This window comes from Mesorhizobium sp. M1A.F.Ca.IN.022.07.1.1, from assembly GCF_003997575.1.
In the GTDB taxonomy this organism is placed as follows: Bacteria; Pseudomonadota; Alphaproteobacteria; order Rhizobiales; family Rhizobiaceae; genus Mesorhizobium.
Genome location: NZ_RZST01000111.1, coordinates 1 through 16,125, shown reverse-complemented (window position 1 = coordinate 16,125; position 16,125 = coordinate 1). Strand labels below are relative to the sequence as shown.

16 protein-coding genes are annotated in these 16,125 nt (G+C 64.0%); 7 read left to right on the top strand and 9 right to left on the bottom strand.

From position 1 onward, the window contains the following. Window positions 1-190 (top strand): hypothetical protein (locus EOA75_RS34020; protein WP_206517002.1); only part of this gene is annotated, 190 nt, incomplete at its 5' end. Here the strand turns inward: EOA75_RS34020 and EOA75_RS14800 are convergent. The 3 genes from EOA75_RS14800 to EOA75_RS14790 form a co-directional block, all read right to left on the bottom strand. Continuing rightward, window positions 177-1,049: a ferritin-like domain-containing protein gene (locus tag EOA75_RS14800; RefSeq protein ID WP_127324537.1), complete on the bottom strand. Its 873-nt coding sequence runs from the start codon at window positions 1,047-1,049 to the stop codon at window positions 177-179. The genes EOA75_RS34020 and EOA75_RS14800 overlap by 14 nt on opposite strands. Window positions 1,050-1,364: 315 nt before the next feature. Further along, the gene (locus EOA75_RS14795; protein WP_127324536.1) at window positions 1,365-1,790 is read right to left on the bottom strand and encodes a globin family protein; all 426 of its coding nucleotides are present in this window, start codon (window positions 1,788-1,790) and stop codon (window positions 1,365-1,367) included. Window positions 1,791-1,873: 83 nt separating this feature from the next. Continuing rightward, window positions 1,874-2,482, bottom strand: coding sequence for a TetR/AcrR family transcriptional regulator (locus tag EOA75_RS14790; protein WP_164746757.1), 609 nt, complete (start codon window positions 2,480-2,482; stop codon window positions 1,874-1,876). 207 nt (window positions 2,483-2,689) lie between these two features. On the opposite strand from EOA75_RS14790, the gene EOA75_RS14785 reads away from it, so the two are divergent. Continuing rightward, on the top strand, window positions 2,690-3,814 hold the full coding sequence (locus tag EOA75_RS14785; protein WP_164747392.1) for an alpha-hydroxy acid oxidase: 1,125 nt from the start codon (window positions 2,690-2,692) through the stop codon (window positions 3,812-3,814). Between the two features lie 152 nt (window positions 3,815-3,966). On the opposite strand, the gene EOA75_RS14780 is transcribed toward EOA75_RS14785, so the two are convergent. Both EOA75_RS14780 and EOA75_RS14775 read right to left on the bottom strand, forming a co-directional pair. After that, complete coding sequence (locus tag EOA75_RS14780) at window positions 3,967-4,803, bottom strand: BA14K family protein (protein ID WP_127324535.1); 837 nt, start codon at window positions 4,801-4,803, stop codon at window positions 3,967-3,969. A gap of 78 nt (window positions 4,804-4,881) precedes the next feature. Continuing rightward, entirely contained in the window at window positions 4,882-5,988 is a 1,107-nt protein-coding gene (locus EOA75_RS14775; RefSeq protein ID WP_127324534.1) for a KamA family radical SAM protein, read from the bottom strand. A 184-nt stretch (window positions 5,989-6,172) separates the two neighbouring features. Here EOA75_RS14775 and EOA75_RS14770 point away from each other — a divergent pair, with 184 nt between their 5' ends. Beyond that, window positions 6,173-7,045, top strand: coding sequence for a hypothetical protein (locus tag EOA75_RS14770; protein WP_245466638.1), 873 nt, complete (start codon window positions 6,173-6,175; stop codon window positions 7,043-7,045). A 128-nt stretch (window positions 7,046-7,173) separates the two neighbouring features. Here the strand turns inward: EOA75_RS14770 and EOA75_RS14765 are convergent, their stop codons facing one another. Next, complete coding sequence (locus EOA75_RS14765; protein WP_127324533.1) at window positions 7,174-8,730, bottom strand: serine hydrolase; 1,557 nt, start codon at window positions 8,728-8,730, stop codon at window positions 7,174-7,176. Window positions 8,731-9,118: 388 nt separating this feature from the next. Between EOA75_RS14765 and EOA75_RS14760 the strand changes: the two genes are divergently transcribed. Next, window positions 9,119-10,012 (top strand): hypothetical protein, encoded by an 894-nt coding sequence (locus tag EOA75_RS14760; RefSeq protein ID WP_127240559.1) that lies wholly within the window; start codon window positions 9,119-9,121, stop codon window positions 10,010-10,012. A 39-nt stretch (window positions 10,013-10,051) separates the two neighbouring features. On the opposite strand, the gene EOA75_RS14755 is transcribed toward EOA75_RS14760, so the two are convergent. From EOA75_RS14755 to EOA75_RS14745, 3 genes are all read right to left on the bottom strand, one after another. Continuing rightward, a complete protein-coding gene (locus tag EOA75_RS14755; RefSeq protein WP_127324532.1) occupies window positions 10,052-11,479 on the bottom strand; it encodes a hypothetical protein in 1,428 nt (475 codons plus the stop codon). A 375-nt stretch (window positions 11,480-11,854) separates the two neighbouring features. Further along, a complete protein-coding gene (locus EOA75_RS14750; RefSeq protein WP_067322042.1) occupies window positions 11,855-12,364 on the bottom strand; it encodes an Hsp20/alpha crystallin family protein in 510 nt (169 codons plus the stop codon). Between the two features lie 89 nt (window positions 12,365-12,453). Continuing rightward, on the bottom strand, window positions 12,454-12,930 hold the full coding sequence (locus EOA75_RS14745; RefSeq protein ID WP_127324531.1) for an Hsp20 family protein: 477 nt from the start codon (window positions 12,928-12,930) through the stop codon (window positions 12,454-12,456). 347 nt (window positions 12,931-13,277) lie between these two features. On the opposite strand from EOA75_RS14745, the gene groES reads away from it, so the two are divergent. The 3 genes from groES to EOA75_RS14730 all read left to right on the top strand — a co-directional run. After that, entirely contained in the window at window positions 13,278-13,592 is a 315-nt protein-coding gene (gene groES / locus EOA75_RS14740) for a co-chaperone GroES (RefSeq protein ID WP_066992870.1), read from the top strand. Between the two features lie 52 nt (window positions 13,593-13,644). Beyond that, the gene (gene groL / locus EOA75_RS14735; protein WP_066992865.1) at window positions 13,645-15,273 is read left to right on the top strand and encodes a chaperonin GroEL; all 1,629 of its coding nucleotides are present in this window, start codon (window positions 13,645-13,647) and stop codon (window positions 15,271-15,273) included. Between the two features lie 271 nt (window positions 15,274-15,544). Then, window positions 15,545-16,125: ATP-binding protein (locus EOA75_RS14730; RefSeq protein ID WP_206517001.1), on the top strand; the 581-nt coding region annotated here is incomplete at its 3' end.

The following is a 16,125-nucleotide window of genomic DNA, read 5'->3' as shown; positions in this document are numbered from 1 at the left end:
ATGCTCATCCTGCTCGAGGCGAGGCGCGTTGGGCAAGCTGGTGTCGAGTGTCCAAAAAGATCTGGTCGCTTCGCTGCTGACGTTCATTGTCTGCCTCGTCGAAACGAAATCGGATGCCCGCGCCGAATGCTGCTCGGCCGGGTTGCAGATCATCGTGACCGGCTCCACCCTAACGGCTAGGTGCTCTTGAGCGTTCCGTTCATCCCGTTCGGGTAAAAGCCGCCCTTGCCCACACCCGACTGATCGGTCAGATAGACGATGCGCAGCACCTCCTGCGGCGTCCTTGTGAAGGCAATCGCATCCGGCGTCGAAGGAACGACGTTGGCCTTGCCGTCGACCTGAATGCCCTGGTCTTTGTCCTCGTTCCCATCGATCTTGTCGCGTGCGTCGGAAACTGCATTCGCCGCCTTCCAGGCCTTCTCGCCCATGCGATAGAGCGACGACCGCGCCATTCCCATGTGATAGGCCTCGACCGCGAGAATTCCAGCCGCGGCAGCGAGGAATTCCTTGTTCTTCAGGACAGTTGCCGCACCGGCGTAGGCCGTCACACCGACGTCCTCGAACAGCATGCCGCCGAGCACGAAATTCATCTGGTTGCCAAACGCATCGAAATCGTCGCCGAGGCCGGCCGCCTTGGCGACCGCGGCAAAGCCGGCATCGAAATCGATCGCCGGCCGGTCCACCGCGTTCGACGCCAGCGTCTTGCGATAGAACCTGACATGGGCAAGTTCGTTTTCCGCGACCTCGCGCATGAATTCACCGAGCGCGGGCGTATCGAAGGCAACCTTTTTGCCGCCGACGACATCGCCGGGTTTGGAACCGATGTCCGAGTCATCGATGCCTTTTCCCGTGGTGCCGCGGAGGTAATATTCAGCCTCCATATATTCCAGGTTGAGCGCGAAGCGGAAAATGTCTTCGTCCTTTATGTCGTCCTGCGCGGCAGCAGACGAAGTCGAAGCAACGCCGGCCGCTGAAGCAATGGTCGCTCCAAGACCGATTTGCAGTGCCCGGCGGCGACAAACATGAAGTGAAGGCGTGACAGCGGTCATAGCTTCCTCCCGAAGCCCGCCTGTCAACCGGTTTGGCCTCAATGAGCGGGCCAGCCGCCAAACTTCGCAGAAGGCAGAATGTTCCTGAAAAGAAGCCGATATGGCTTTGCCTGGGGGAGCCTGATGCGGCCGCGATACGGCTCGCGTGGCGCCGGTGCGGTTTTGCGCAGCCAATGGCTCGAGCCCTGTCGCCCAGGTCGGCGCCGGGCTTGCAGGCAGGGCGGCGACGGGCGCCTCGCCGCGACCTCCGGGCCATGAACAAGGCCCAGGAGATCGCCTGCCGCGCTCGGCTTCGCGCTCCAGCCTGACGAGAGCTCAAGCCGCCAGCTCCACCTCACGGGCTGCGACGATCATGACGCCGGCGAGCAGGCCGTAGGCGGCTTGCCAGGCCTCGCGGACCTGAGGCGTGAAGGCCTCGCCCAGGCCCGCCTCCAGCGTCTCGATCAGCGCCTGGCCGACGATCGGATAATGATGCTCCTCGACGCCATAGCCGACATGGCACCTGGCGAGATCCTGCACGGCGGGCAGGATGGTCTCGGCGCGGGAAAGGCCATGCACGACGAAGCCCAGCGCCGCCATCAGCTTGGCGCCCTGCCTGCTCATGTCCGTTGCGCGAAACAGCCCCTTGAGGCTGGCGTCAATGGCAAACAGCTTCTCGTAGAACAAGGCCGCGGCCGCCTCCTTGATCGGCACGACCTCGCGAAAACTGTCCTGCACAAGCCTGATCTGGTCGGGTGTCATCGGCGTGCTCCTCCGCATTTGCTAGGCTGCAAACATCCGGCGCGAGCGTTTCGCTGGCATGCCGGTTGTGGAGCGGGTGTGTTTCAGGCGTGTGTTGGGCGGGTATCGTGTTGCGGAAACTCCACCTCGGCTGCCATCAGCCGCTTCGCCGCATCCGCCGCGGCGCTGCAATAGCTCTGGTCGCCGTGGATCAGGATCATCACCATGGCGCCCTCGATCAGCAGGAATAGCTCGCGGGCCCGCTCCTTCGGCGACGGCACCTTCGCTTCGGCGAGCAGCATTTCCAGATGACGCTCCATCAGCGCCTTGTGCTGGCGCGCGATCACGCGCGCGGGGTGGCCGGACAGGTCGGCAAGCTCGATCGCCAGCCGGGTGAAGCCGGAGCCCGCCCAGCGCGGCTTGGACGACCACTTGACCAGCCCCTCGAAAAGCTTGTCGATCAGCACGTCCGCGCCGCCCGAAAACTCGATGCCGTAATTCTGGAAGTCGGCGAATGTACGCTCATGCTGCGAAGCGAGCACGGCGGTCAAGAGCGCGTCCTTGCTGTCGAAATGATAGTAGAGCGTGCGCTTGGTGACGCCGGCGGCATCGGCGATCTCGTCCATGCCAACGCGGAAAAAGCCCCGGCGGCGAAACAGCTTGTAAGCCGCCTGGAGGATCTCGGGCCTGGTCTCGTCGGACGCTCTGGGCATGGGGCGCGCTGCCGTTGCCGTAAGTATACTCGCTAGTGAATTTACATCAGCGGCCACGCGACCTTCAATAATCAGCATTCGCTAATATTTTATGGGAGGACGACGATGGAACGAGCAGTCCCCACGCCACTCGATGTTCCGACGGGCATCGTGACTTTGCCCGACGAGATCAGGGCAACATCGGCGGCGCCGCAACTGCTCAAGGGCATGACCTGCATCGAGGACCTGCGCCGGGCCGCGAGCCGCCGCGTGCCGCGCGTCTTCTTCGACTATGCGGAGTCCGGCTCCTATGCCGAGCAGACGCTGCGCGCCAACCGCGCCGACCTGGAGCGCATCACGCTCAAGCAGCGCGTCCTGGTCGATGTCGAGCAGCGCGACACGGCAACCACGATCCTCGGTGAGAAGGTGTCGCTGCCGATAGCCCTTGCACCGATCGGCCTCGGCGGCATGCAATGGGCCGATGGCGAGATCCTCGCCTGCCGGGCGGCAAAAGCCGCGTGCATTCCCTATACGATGAGCACGATGTCGATCTGCTCGATCGAAGATGTGGCGCAAGCTGTCGGCAAGCCATTCTGGTTCCAGCTCTATGTGATGAAGGATCGCGGCTTCGTGCGCTCGCTCATCGAACGCGCCGACGCCGCGCGCTGCAGCGCGCTGGTACTCACGGTCGACCTGCAAGTGCTGGGCCAGCGCCACGCCGATGTCAGGAACGGGCTTTCGGTGCCGCCGGCGCTCAAACTTCGCACGATCGTCGACATCGCCAGCCGCCCGGCCTGGGCGGCCCGCATGCTTTCGGCCAAACGCTGGACCTTCGGCAACCTCGCCGGCCATGTGAAGGGCGAGGACAGCATCAAGGCGGTGGCGGATTGGGTGGCGCATCAGTTCGACGCGACGCTGAGTTGGAGCGATGTCGACTGGATCAGGAGCATCTGGCCGGGCAAGCTGATCCTCAAGGGCATCCTCAATGTCGACGACGCGCGCAGCGCCAGCAGGGCCGGCGCCGACGCCATTGTGGTGTCCAACCATGGCGGCCGGCAGCTTGACGGCGCGCCGTCAACCATCTCGATGCTGCCGAGGATAGCGGACGCGGTGGGCTCCGATGTCGAGATGCTGTTCGACGGCGGCGTGCGCTCAGGCCAGGATCTGATGCGGGCGCTGGCTCTCGGTGCCCGAGCCTGCCTGGTCGGACGCGCCTATATCTACGGCCTCGGCGCCGGCGGCGAGGCGGGCGTGGCGACGGCAATCGACATTCTGCGCAAGGAGTTGTCCGTCACCATGGCGCTGACCGGGACAACGAGCGTCGCGGAGATTGATGGCCGAGTGCTGAATTGAGCCGATCATCTCCCGTTCGCGGCGGGAAGGTGCCGAAGGGCGGCGCTAACGTTAGCCATTCGATATGCACCCCCCCGCTGGTCTACCGACCATCCCCCCCCAAGGGGCGCCTTCAGGAGCCAAGCGTCACTTCGCAGGAACGTGGGCCTGCCCTACTCGCACTGCCGGCGCGGGCCGCCGTCATAGGGCTGGTAAGTGTTGTCCTGCGGATCGTAGGAGCGATAGCGGCTGAAGCAGGAGTCGATATGATCGCCCGACATTTGCGGGCCCAGCAGCCGATCCCTGGAAGGCTGGTCTTCCGGCAAAATCTCTTCCGGCGGGCCGCCATAAGTCGTCGCGTAGCCGTCCCGTGTCGTGGCGTAGCCTTCCACCTCGGCCTGGTCGTCAGTCACCTCGCCTTGATTGTTCATCCAGGGCTGATCGGGTTGGTGCCCGTCGGTCGAGGCTGTGCGATCGCCGCCCGGATCGAAATAGGGCGAGATGCAGGGGCGAGTCTCCCCGCTGTAGGAGCGGTAGCTGTTTTCTTGCGGGCGGTAGCTGCGATAGCGGTTGGCGCACCATTCGAGATGCGCGGCGGGCAATTGTGCCTGCTGGGCCGGCGCCTGCTGCGAAGGCTGTTCAGCCGCATCGGCCTGGCCCGTCTGTGAACCATTGGGCGGAGAGATCTCGGGCAAGGGCTGCAACTGCCGCGGCGCGGCGGCTTGCGGCGTTGGGAGAGCTGCGGTCTGCGTGGCCGTATCCGCCGCTTTGGCCCCCTCGTCCGCCTTAACGGACGCGCCGGCGGCCTGCTGGGCCGGGATGCGCTCGAGATCCTGCTTCGCCGGATCGACGGGCCTGGCGTCCTTGGTCCAGAGCTCCGAAACGCCGATCGCCGGCGTTGCCTGGCGCACCGGCTTGGCGGCCAGCAGCCAAGTGGCGAAGGCGAGCCCTGAGGCAAACACGGCCAGGGTCAGCACGAAGCCGCCGACGATTCCCAACAATGCCTTCACGCTGCTCTCCTTCGACCCCCCGCTATACAATGCGGGGGGCGGGATGGGAGTTCCTCTGCCGCCTCTCGAGATGAGGAACTAGGCGACCACCTCGCCATACTCCCTCACCTTCCCGTCCTGCCCGCGAATCCGCCATGTCTCGCTGTCCCGGCCCTCGATGTGGCTGGGGCCGAGCGGCACCTTGCCGCCGCCATCGGGCAAATCGATGACATAAGTCGGGTTGCAGATGCCGGAGAGGCGCCGGCGCAGTTCCGCGGCCAGCGCCTGGCCCTCAGCAATCGTGGTGCGGCGGTGCGCCATGCCCGGCGCCAGATCACCATGGTGAAGATAGTAAGGTTTTACGCCCAGCCGATAGATCAGCTCGCGGCAGAGCTCTTCCAGCACCTCGACCTTGTCGTTGACGCCCTTCAAGAGAACGCTCTGGTTAAGCAGAACAAAACCCGCCTGACGCATGGTCCGGCAAGCCGTTTCGGTGGCCGGCGTAATCTCGCGCGGGTGGTTGAAGTGGGTGACGACCGTCACCATTAGTCTTCCCTGCAGGGATGCCGTCAGGCCGGGCGTGATGCGCGACGGCAGCGCCACGGGCACGCGGGTGTGGATGCGCAGGAGCCGCACATGCGGGATGGCCTCGATGCGGGCGCGGATTTCGGCGAGCGCCTTGTCGGGCAGCGACAGCGGATCGCCGCCGGTCAGGATCACCTCGCGGATCTCGCTATGTTGGGCGATGTAAGCGAGGGCTGGCTCCAGCGCCTCGCGCGTATAGCCGCGGCCGATCGAAGTCAGCGCCTCCTTGCGAAAACAAAAGCGGCAATAGACCGCGCATTGATAGGTCGGAAACAAGAGCACGCGGTCGGCATGGCGATGGGTCAGCCTGGGCACCGGGCTGAAGTCGTGATCGCCGATCGGATCGCCGAGCTCGCCCTCGGCAGTGATCAACTCGTCCGGCGACGGGATCACCTGCGCGCGGATCGGATCGTTCGGATCGTTCCAGTCGATCAGGTCGAGATAGGCTTTCGGCACGCGCACCTTGTGGGCGGCGGCGGCTTGCTGCGCAGCGGCGCGCTCGGCCGGTGAGAGCGGCAGGGCTGCGAGGTCGCGCACATGGCGCACGCCGGCACGCACGTCGTCCTGCCAGGCGGCGTCGGGTCCGCGCGCGGCTTCCTTGAGATCGGTATTTGAGGTCATTGGGGTCTCGGTACGAACTTGCGCGGGATATCGGCCGGATGGATGGCCGGGTCAATCGTTTTGGTTGCCGCAGAGCGGTGGAGTGGCGCGCGAGACCGGCCGGGCCTGATGCCCGGCTTGTCTCGTGGCTTTGAGCGCGACGAAATTGGCGCTAATTTGGCGCAGGCTTCGGGGGGCGAGACGAATGGATTTCAGCGCAGGCCATGGCTACCTTCTCATCGGTGGGCTCATCCTGGTCGGCGCCGGGCTGCTGATCATTTCGCTGATCGTCAATCTGCGCGTGGCGCACAGCGTGCGCGACGAACTGCGCCATCGCGAAAAGCTGCTGGAATATTATCGCAACATCTTTTCGCAGCTAGGCGTGATCCTGATCGGCATCGGCGTTTCGCTGTTCATCTTCTTCTTCCAGCAGAACTATCAGGACCAGCGCAAGCGCGAGACCGAGCTGCAGCAGGTTCTCGCCAAACTGGCGGCGCGCGTTGCCCGCGGCGCCCCCGTCATCGAAACGCTGGGCGAGTTCGACGAGATACTGGATGAGGGCAGCGCCTATGTCGGCCCCGAACACGGCGGAAGCAACGCCGCGATCACCGCCAGGGGAACGGAGCTCGCCAAGCAGGTCGAAAAGATCCTGCTGGTCGAACGTGATGTCGATGTTCGAGACTTCGAAATCCTGAACCTGTCGCGCGACCTCGAAGCCACCTTTGTCGTCAACGAGATCGATCCGACGCTGTGGTTCAACATCGTGCGCGACGAGAACGAGATCAAATACGCGACGACGCAGTTAGCCCTCGACTACAAGGACCTGCATGACGCGATCGGCGACGAGGCGTTGGAGGCCGCGGTCGCCAAGCCCGACAAGGAACCGAAGATCAAGCACGAGGTGCTCGACATCCTCTATGACGCCGACCTGCTGCGCCAGCGCAGCAGGCGGTTTCTCGCCCGCGCCTGCTGGCTCTTCAGCAAGGGCAAGAGTTTCGTCGCCCTTGCACCGGTTGATGCGATCGAGACTGACACCAAATCGCAGCAGGAATGGATCGACGCGCGAAATCGGTCCTGACGCAGACGAAGTCGGGCAGCGGCGACTGCTTCAAGCTGCTCCGCTACGGCCAGGCATCCTGAGCCCGCTGGTCTTTGCTTGATACATGTCGTTCACTCAGAATCGCCGCACGGCTCTGGGTGAAGCGATCAGTCCCCCACCCGCTGCAGCCTGCCCAGATGATTGTCGTCGAGGAACTCGATCGTCATCGCCGAGGCCTTGCCGTCGGGGCCGACGACGAAGCTCACGCCCGCCGGCCGGTCCGGCGTCTCGGCGTCGGGATGGGTCAGGAACAGATCGCCGTCGAAATGCGTCAGCGAATAGGACCGCGCTCCGGCCGGTCCGACCTCGAGCACAAGGCCGTCGCCCGCGCTCGACACGGTCACGCCGCCGATGAAGTCATTGCCGTAGCGGCCGGAATAGGCGCTGGCCGGCCGGGCCGGCCTTGGCGGAGACGGAGGCGCGGCATATTCGGCCTTGGCCGCGGCGATCGCCGGACCCAGCATCCCGGCATAGATTCTGTCCCAGGCCTCGACCCAGTCCTTTTCGACTTTTCCGTCGAAGACCAGATCGGCAAAGCTGTCGGACAACCCTTCCGGGACACCGGTCGGGAAGGCGTTCGCAAGGATAACGATGCCAAGCTTCTCCTGCGGAAACAGCGTCGCCACCGTACGCGCACCGACGCTGAAGGCGCCTGCATGGCCCCAGCTCAGGCCGTGCCGGCCGAAATCAATATTCCAGCCGAGGCCATAGAAAGACTCGCCTCCGGTTACGGGATTGCGGCCGAGCGCCATCTGGGGCAGATGCGTCTGTCGCAGCGCATCGGAAGCAATCAGCGTCCGGCCGGCATAAACCCCGTCGCCGAGCACCAGGCGCATCCATTGCATGAGATCGCGCGCGCTGGAATTCACGCCGCCCGCCGGCGCCTGAGGATCGACATTGCGCTTGACCTTTGCGGCCCAGACGCCGTCGATCTTGACATGCAGCGCGGCGCGATTGGCGCGGCTGATGAAGTCCGCGTGACGGGAGCTGGTCGCGGCCATTCCAAGCGGGCGGTAGAGCTTTTCCTCCGCGACCGTCTCCCAGGGCTTGCCTGTCGGCTTCGCGGCCGCGACGGCACCCTCGGTCAGCCCGAAATTGCTGTAGGAATAGCCGGCGCGAAAGCTCGACGATGGCGACACAAAGCGGAGGCGGCGAAGGATCTCGGCGCGGTCGTAGCCGATGCCCTCGAGGTCGTCTCCGGCAGTGCCGGGAAGGCCGCTGCGATGCGTGAAAAGATCGCGGATGGTGAGTTCGCCGGTGGGATAGGGATCGGCAAGGCGGAAGGCCGGATCGAGATCGGCGATCTTCGAATCCCAGGATACCACCCCGTCGCTGACCAGCGCGGCCACGACGGTAGCCGAGATCGGCTTCGAAAGGGAGGCGATCTGGAACACCGTGTCGGCGTCGACCGGCTCCGGTCTGCCGGCTTCGCGATGCCCGAAACCCTTGAGGAAGATCACCTTGTCGTCATGCACGACGCCGATGGCAAGGCCGGGGACCGCACCATCGGCGACGGCGGCTTGCGCCAGCGCTTCGAGCTTCGGCAAGGCGGCGGCGATGCGCGCGGGCGTGACGGGATCGGCCGATGCCGCGTGCGGCCAAAGCGCCAGTCCGGCGATGAAGGCCAAAACCGTCAAATGACAGAGATCCCGACCAAGCCGCATCGCGCGCTCCCTTCCCTGCATTCACCCTAAGATTGTACAGGCAGGCACCGGCTTGGCCAAGTCTTGCGCGGCCCTGATCATCCTCCCAATCGACTGGTGTGGCGCCGGGTGCGTCCCTCACCTCTGGGCCTGCGCCCGTCTTAGAAGATCCGGCCGTCCCCGACATCATGGCTGTGCTCTGGACACGAAAGCTTGCGTTCCTTCGCGCCCCCCTCTGTCCTGCCGGACATCTCCCCCACTTGGGGGGAGATCAGATGTGGCGCCGGCTTTCGCCAATCATCGCGGAAGGCCGGATATTAAATTCGGGTTCTCCCCGGGATTCCGCCACGCAAAAGCCGCCAAGTCAGGCGAAGGCCACAAGGGCTTTGGTTTGAATTGGGGTTATAGAATGCGGCTGGTCTGGGCGTTTTTGTTCGCGCTGGCGAGCGGCGTGGTTTTCGCGGCATCGCCGGAGGACGACTATATCGCCGCGCGCGACAAGGCGATTTCCGACATCGCGGCGCAGGAGAGCTCGAACGCGGAAGTGGAGGCGCTCGATGGCGCCAACACCAAGGCGCTGGCCGATCTGGAAAAGCGTCTTTCCGCCATTCTCGGCCCGCTTGCGGTCAAGGATTTTCCGGCAACCGGCACGATCAATCTGCAGAGCCTGAGCGCCTCCGATATTGGCTTCGGCATGCTGGACGGGCTGCGCTACGCCAAGAGCGATGCCGGCCCGAGCATCGTCGCGACGACCCGCGGGTTGGTCGAGCGCTGGCTGCGGTCCAAGGCTGACGAGGACGATGAAGGCCTGCGGCTGCCCGCCGGCATCGAGGAGGCGCTCAAGCTAGACTCCTTCTATACGCAGGCGATCGGCAGCGACGCCGCATTCGTGAAGACGCTCGACTTTTCACTGAAGAAGCCCGAAGGCGCCGATATCGCCGTCGCGCGGCTCGGCGGCTGGACGCAGGATGTCGGACCGATCTACGACCAGCAGGTCGTCGTCGCGGTCGTCAAGGGCGACCGCGTCCTGGTCGCCGAGGCGCCCGCCTCACCGCCCGTGCCGAAGATCGCGGCCTGCGAGGCGCTTTGGACCGCGGCGGACGCGGCTGCCCAGAAATTTCAGCAGGCCTATCAGAACTCGGACCTGAAGGACCAGCAGGCCTATGATTCCGCCAACGCCGCCTGGGAAAAAGGCGACGGCGATTATCGCGCCTGCATGGGCGAGCGCCTGCCGGGCGATCCGGGCTTCCCGGCACTGCTTGCCGAGGCCCAGCAGCTTGCTGACCGGATGACCGGCAAGTAGGCCCAGAGCGGTGAAGCGCTGAGCTGGCTACACCCTTCGTCAACTCGCGGCGGCTCTCATGTTGCGCCGGCGCCTCGCGGTGGGTCGCGCCGGCTCCACGATATGCCCGTTGGTGACATGCCCATTCGTCACGGGCACAACATCCTGCCGGGCCCGGGCGTCCGTCACCCTGTGCAGCCGCTCATAAGGCAGCAGCTCCTTGATGCGGGCATTCAGCGTCTCGACCTCGGCGCGCAGGTCCTCGCATTCCTGTTTCTGGATATCGAGCTGGATCTGCTCCGACGCCTGCTGCAGCGATAGCTGCGAGAGGTTGGTACTGATCACCGACAAATTCTTCTTGTCCAATTCGCTCTCGTTCCTGAGAACGGCAAGCTTCTCTTCCGCGATCTGCCGCTCGGTCACGGCGTCATTCAACTGCGCCCTCAGTCCTGTCGCCTCGGCGACCGCATCGGTCTTGTCGATGGAGGCCTGCTCGAGCCGCGATTGCAGCTCCTGGATTTCGGAGCGCAAGCCGCGCAGCTCCGCCCGGCTCCGCGCCAGCTCCGCCGCGCCATCGCTTTCGGCAATGCGGGCGGCTTCGGTTACCTCGGCAAGCTTGGCCTGCGTCGTCTCCAACGATTTCTGCAGCCGGGCCTCCTCCTTCTCGTGGCTGCCGAGCTGGGCCATAAGTTCGGCAATCCGCGTGGCTTCGTTGGCGTGGGTCGCCGCGAACTCGTCGAATTTGTGCCGGGCCTCGGCCTCGCGCTTTTGCGCCTGCTCCAGCTCGATCGAAAGCCCGACCTGCTTCTCGCGCAGCAGCTTGTTCTCGACAGCGCGCCTGTCGGCTTCGACGGTCTTGGCCGTCAGGGTCTTGACGATCTCACCGAACTCAGCCTCGCGCCTGGCGCTCTCATTGCCCATCTCGACCATTTCGAGCCGCGCCGCTGCAAGCGCCTCGCGCAGGGACTCCCTGTCCTGGACGAGACTTGCCTCGCGCTGCTGCCAGGCCTCGGCCGCGCCGTCGCGTTCGCGCTGCTTGCGCGTAGCGTCAAGCAATTGTTCCGACAAGGCCTTGTGTTCGGCGCCCAGAGCGGCGTTCTCCAGCTCCAGCTCATTGGCGCGCAGCGCATCGCGATGCAGGGCGTTCAGGATATCGCGCGTCATGTGGTGCGCTGTGGCGATCTCGGCCAGCCTTGACCCGATCTCCTCCAGATGACCCTGTCCGTCGCGGAAGAGTCCGGAAACGGCTTCCAAGGCGGCCAACCGTGTCTGGGTGTGCGGCGTCAGCCGGGAGGCGGAACCCTCGGACTGAGTCTCGCCCGGCGGATCCTCCTCGCTTGCCGCCAGGTCGGCGGCAGAATCGTATCCCGGGGACGTCTCTTCGTCAGCCGAAAGACATTCTTCGAAAGCCTCTGCCAGATCCGACTGGAGCTCTTGAAATTCCTTGTCTACGTCCTCGGCCCGTTTGATCAGGGATTTGAAATTCATAACGGCACACCTCTTACGCTCACACCCGCCGTATTACTTAACGAATTGCTAATCTAGCCCTTAACGTTCCGTACGGGAAGCCTGACCAAAAGAAGGAAGGAATTAAGGTTATCGCGGATTTCCAGAGGCTTGCGCGGTGTTCCGTCAGCGGCATCTGCGCTCAGCGCGGTAAACGGTTAGAATGGCCTGCGTCGGCCGCACGTCATCGAGCCGCAAGCGAGCACCTGGCGCCCGCTGCGGGCGGATCACTCGTTGAAAGGGAGCCGTTCCACGCTCCAGCCAGCACCTAGGCCAGCGTTGGCCGTTCCATCTAGCGCCGAGGTTCCGTCATGCCGCAGGGGCCGGACCGGTCGGTCCAACCCCTGCATCCAGGCATCAGCTCTTGATTTCGATACGCTTGGCCTGCGACTGCGCCTTCGCGGTCTTGGGCAGCATTACCGTCAGCACGCCGTTCTTGAAGCGGGCATCGATCTTGTCTTCTTCGATCTCGTAGCCCAGCGGGATTCGACGCTCGAAGCGGCCATAGATGCGCTCGGAGAACTGCCGCTCCTTGTCCTCCGTCTCGGAGCGCTTTTCACCCTTCAGCGTCAGCACGCCATCATCAAGCAGCACCTCGATGTCCTTCTCGTCCAGGCCCGGGACTTCGGCCGCCACCTTGATCTCCTTCTCGTTGTCGGAGATCTCAACGCTCGGCCAGCCGGCACCAAAGGCTGATACGCCGCCTAGGGACGGCAAGCCGGAACCGAAGCCCCGGAAGACGTCGTCGAACAGCCGATTCACCTCGCGATGCAGCGACAGGAAAGGATCGCGTTCGCCGTCGCGGAAGACACTTGGAACCTGGTTACCATTGTTTCGGCCCCAGGGAATCAGATCACGAACACTCATTTTTTCCTCCTTTCTGTTCATCCGGAAGACAAGGCCCACAAGCGCCGGGAACATCACCCGGCGCTTGGCGCAAAGCGCGGCGAGAAGGCTCAGGCCGCCTTGTTGTCGGCCTCGATTTTCTTTGTCGCGGCCTTTGGCGATGATTTGTCCGCCGTGATCTCGATCCGGCGCGGCTTCATTTCTTCCGGGATCTCGCGTTTGAGGTCGATCGTCAGCAGGCCATTGACGAGGCTCGCATCGACGACCTTGACGTGATCGGCAAGCTCGAAGCGACGCTGGAATGCGCGGCCGGCAATGCCGCGATGCAGGTACTCGCCGTTGTCCTCGCCTGCCTTTTGGCCAGAAACCATCAGCATGTTCTGCTCCTGGGTAATGGCCAGTTCGTCCTGGCTGAAGCCTGCCAGGGCCATGGTGATGCGGTAGTCGTCCTCGCCGCTCTTGGCGATATCGTAGGGCGGCCAGTTGTCAACGGTTTCGATGCGGCTTGCGGTCTCGAGCGCGTTCAGCATTCGATCGAAGCCGATGCTCGACCGGAACAGGGGAGAAAAGTCGAAACTGGTTCTCATAGCTACATCCTCCATTGAGCAACATAGATACGAGGAGCGCCAAGGCAGCGGCGCTCCTTGACCTTGCCGGCCACTTCAGGCGCCGGCAGGTTCGATTTGGGAATTGATTCCTTTGCCGTCAAGAGGTCCGGGGCGCGCCCGTCAAAGCTGCATAATTACCTTTGTTTTCACGGCGCTAGCACTCGGCTGTTGCGAGTGCCAAAAAATTTCTTGCGGCCTCTTGAAACCGGCGCGTGCAAAACCAAATCCACATGCGCGAGGCCGAAAGGATCGCGAGCCCCGCTCCGGTCCTTCCGGTCCGGAGTGGAGGAACCTCTCAAAATCTGTTTGTCCCGAAGGAGAACGATATGAAGTTCCATCCATTGCATGACCGCGTTCTGGTCCGCCGCGTCGAGGCCGAGGAGAAGACGGCCGGCGGCATCATCATCCCGGACACGGCGAAGGAGAAGCCGCAGGAAGGCGAGATTATCGCCGTCGGTTCCGGCGCGCGCGACGAGAGCGGCAAGCTCATTCCCCTCGACGTCAAAGTCGGCGACCGCATCCTGTTCGGCAAGTGGTCCGGCACCGAGATCAAGCTCAACGGTGAAGACCTGCTCATTATGAAGGAAAGCGACGTGATGGGTGTGGTCGAGCAGACATCGGCGTTGGGAAAAGCGGCTTGAACCGGCCCAACCCGATCGGTCAATGAAAGGTGCCTGCTGAAGGAGTGTTCCAATGGCTGCCAAGGAAGTGAAATTCCATTCCGACGCCCGCGACCGCATGTTGCGCGGCGTCAACATCCTCGCCGACGCGGTGAAGGTCACGCTCGGCCCTAAGGGCCGCAATGTCGTCATCGACAAGTCGTTCGGCGCTCCGCGCATCACCAAGGACGGCGTCACTGTCGCCAAGGAGATCGAGCTCGAGGACAAGTTCGAGAACATGGGCGCGCAGATGGTGCGCGAGGTCGCCTCGAAAACCAGCGATATCGCCGGCGACGGCACGACCACCGCGACCGTTCTCGCCCAGGCCATCGTCAGGGAAGGTGCCAAGGCCGTTGCCGCCGGCATGAATCCCATGGATCTGAAGCGCGGCATCGACAAAGCCGTCGAGGCTATTGTTCAGGAGTTGAAGACCAACGCCCGCAAGGTGACCAGAAATGACGAGATCGCCCAGGTCGGCACGATTTCGGCCAATGGTGATGCCGAGATCGGCCGTTTCCTTGCTGAGGCGATGCAGAAGGTCGGCAACGAGGGCGTCATCACCGTCGAGGAAGCCAAGACCGCCGACACCGAGCTGGAAGTCGTCGAAGGCATGCAGTTCGATCGCGGTTATCTCTCGCCCTACTTCATCACCAATCAGGATAAGATGCGCGTCGAGCTCGAAGAGCCCTATGTGCTGATCCACGAGAAGAAGCTTTCCAACCTGCAGGCGCTGCTGCCGGTTCTGGAGGCGGTGGTTCAGTCGGCGAAGCCCCTGCTCATCATCGCGGAGGATGTCGAGGGCGAGGCGCTCGCGACGCTGGTGGTCAACAAGCTGCGCGGCGGCCTGAAGGTTGCGGCCGTCAAGGCTCCGGGCTTCGGCGACCGCCGCAAGGCCATGCTGGAGGACATCGCCATCCTCACCGGCGGCACCGCTATCAGCGAGGATCTCGGCATCAAGCTTGAGAACGTCACGCTGGAGATGCTCGGCCGCACCAAGAAAGTGGTGGTCGAGAAGGAGAACACCACGATCGTCGATGGCGCCGGCAAGAAGGAGGAGATCCAGGGCCGCGTCGCGCAGATCAAGGCGCAAATCGAGGAGACCACCTCGGACTACGATCGCGAGAAGCTGCAGGAGCGTCTGGCCAAGCTCGCCGGCGGCGTGGCTGTGATCCGCGTCGGCGGTTCGACGGAGGTCGAGGTCAGGGAGCGCAAGGACCGCGTCGACGATGCCATGCATGCGACGCGCGCGGCGGTCGAGGAAGGCATTCTTCCGGGCGGCGGCGTGGCGCTGCTCAGGGCCGCCAATGCGCTCGACGCGGTGGCTGCCGACAACCCCGACCAGAGATACGGCGTCGACATCGTGCGGCGCGCCATCGAGGCGCCGGCGCGTCAGATCGCCGAGAACAGCGGGGCGGAAGGCTCGATCATCGTCGGCAAGCTGCGCGAGAAGACCGATTTCGCCTATGGCTGGAACGCCCAGACCGGCGAATATGGCGATCTTTTCAGCCAGGGCGTTATCGATCCGGCCAAGGTCGTGCGCACCGCGCTGCAGGATGCAGCCTCGATCGCCGGCCTGCTCGTCACCACCGAGGCGATGGTCGCCGAGAAGCCGAAGAAGGAAGCGGCACCCGCCATGCCCGCCGGCGCCGGCATGGACTTCTAGGACGCTGGGGAGGCGCGGCGCCGACACAGCCAATCTCCCCCGACAGGGTTCAATTGGGGGAGATTGGTCGGCAGGGCAAAAGGGAGCGCGAGGGAAACGGCACCCTTCTGAATTGACAAGAACCGGAAAAGCGAGAAAGCACTCCGCGACAGATCGGCTGGCGGGACGCGCCCCCTTTGTCCTGTCGGACATCTCCCCTCATCGGCGGAGATCGGCAGCTTCGACACGCCGCGGCGCGACGGGCCAGAGTTACTATGTGGGAAGATTCTGAATGACGACGGATACCAAGACGACGGAAACCAGGACATTCGAGGCGGATGTCTCGCGGCTGCTGCACATGATGGTGCATTCGGTCTATTCGGACCGGGACGTCTTCCTGCGCGAGCTGATCTCCAACGGCGCGGACGCGTGCGAGAAGCTGCGCTTCGAAGCGATCACCCGTCCCGAGCTGCTGGGCGAGGACGCAAAGCCGCGCATCACCATTTCGGCCGACCCCGACAACAAGCAGCTTGCCGTCGAGGACAACGGCATCGGCATGGGCCGCGAGGAGATGGCCGAGGCTCTGGGCACCATCGCACGCTCCGGCACCCGTGCCTTCATCGAGCGCGTCGAGGCCGGCAAGGCGACTGAGGACTCGCAACTCATCGGCCAGTTCGGCGTCGGCTTCTACTCCGCTTTCATGGTGGCCGATCATGTCGATGTCATCAGCCGGCAGGCCGGCACCGAGGAAGCCTGGCGCTGGTCTTCCGACGGCAAGGGCACCTACGAGATCGCTCCCGTGCCGCTTGCGGCAGCTCCCAGGCGCGGCACGCGCGTCGTGCTGCATCTGATGGACGATGCGAGTTCCTACAC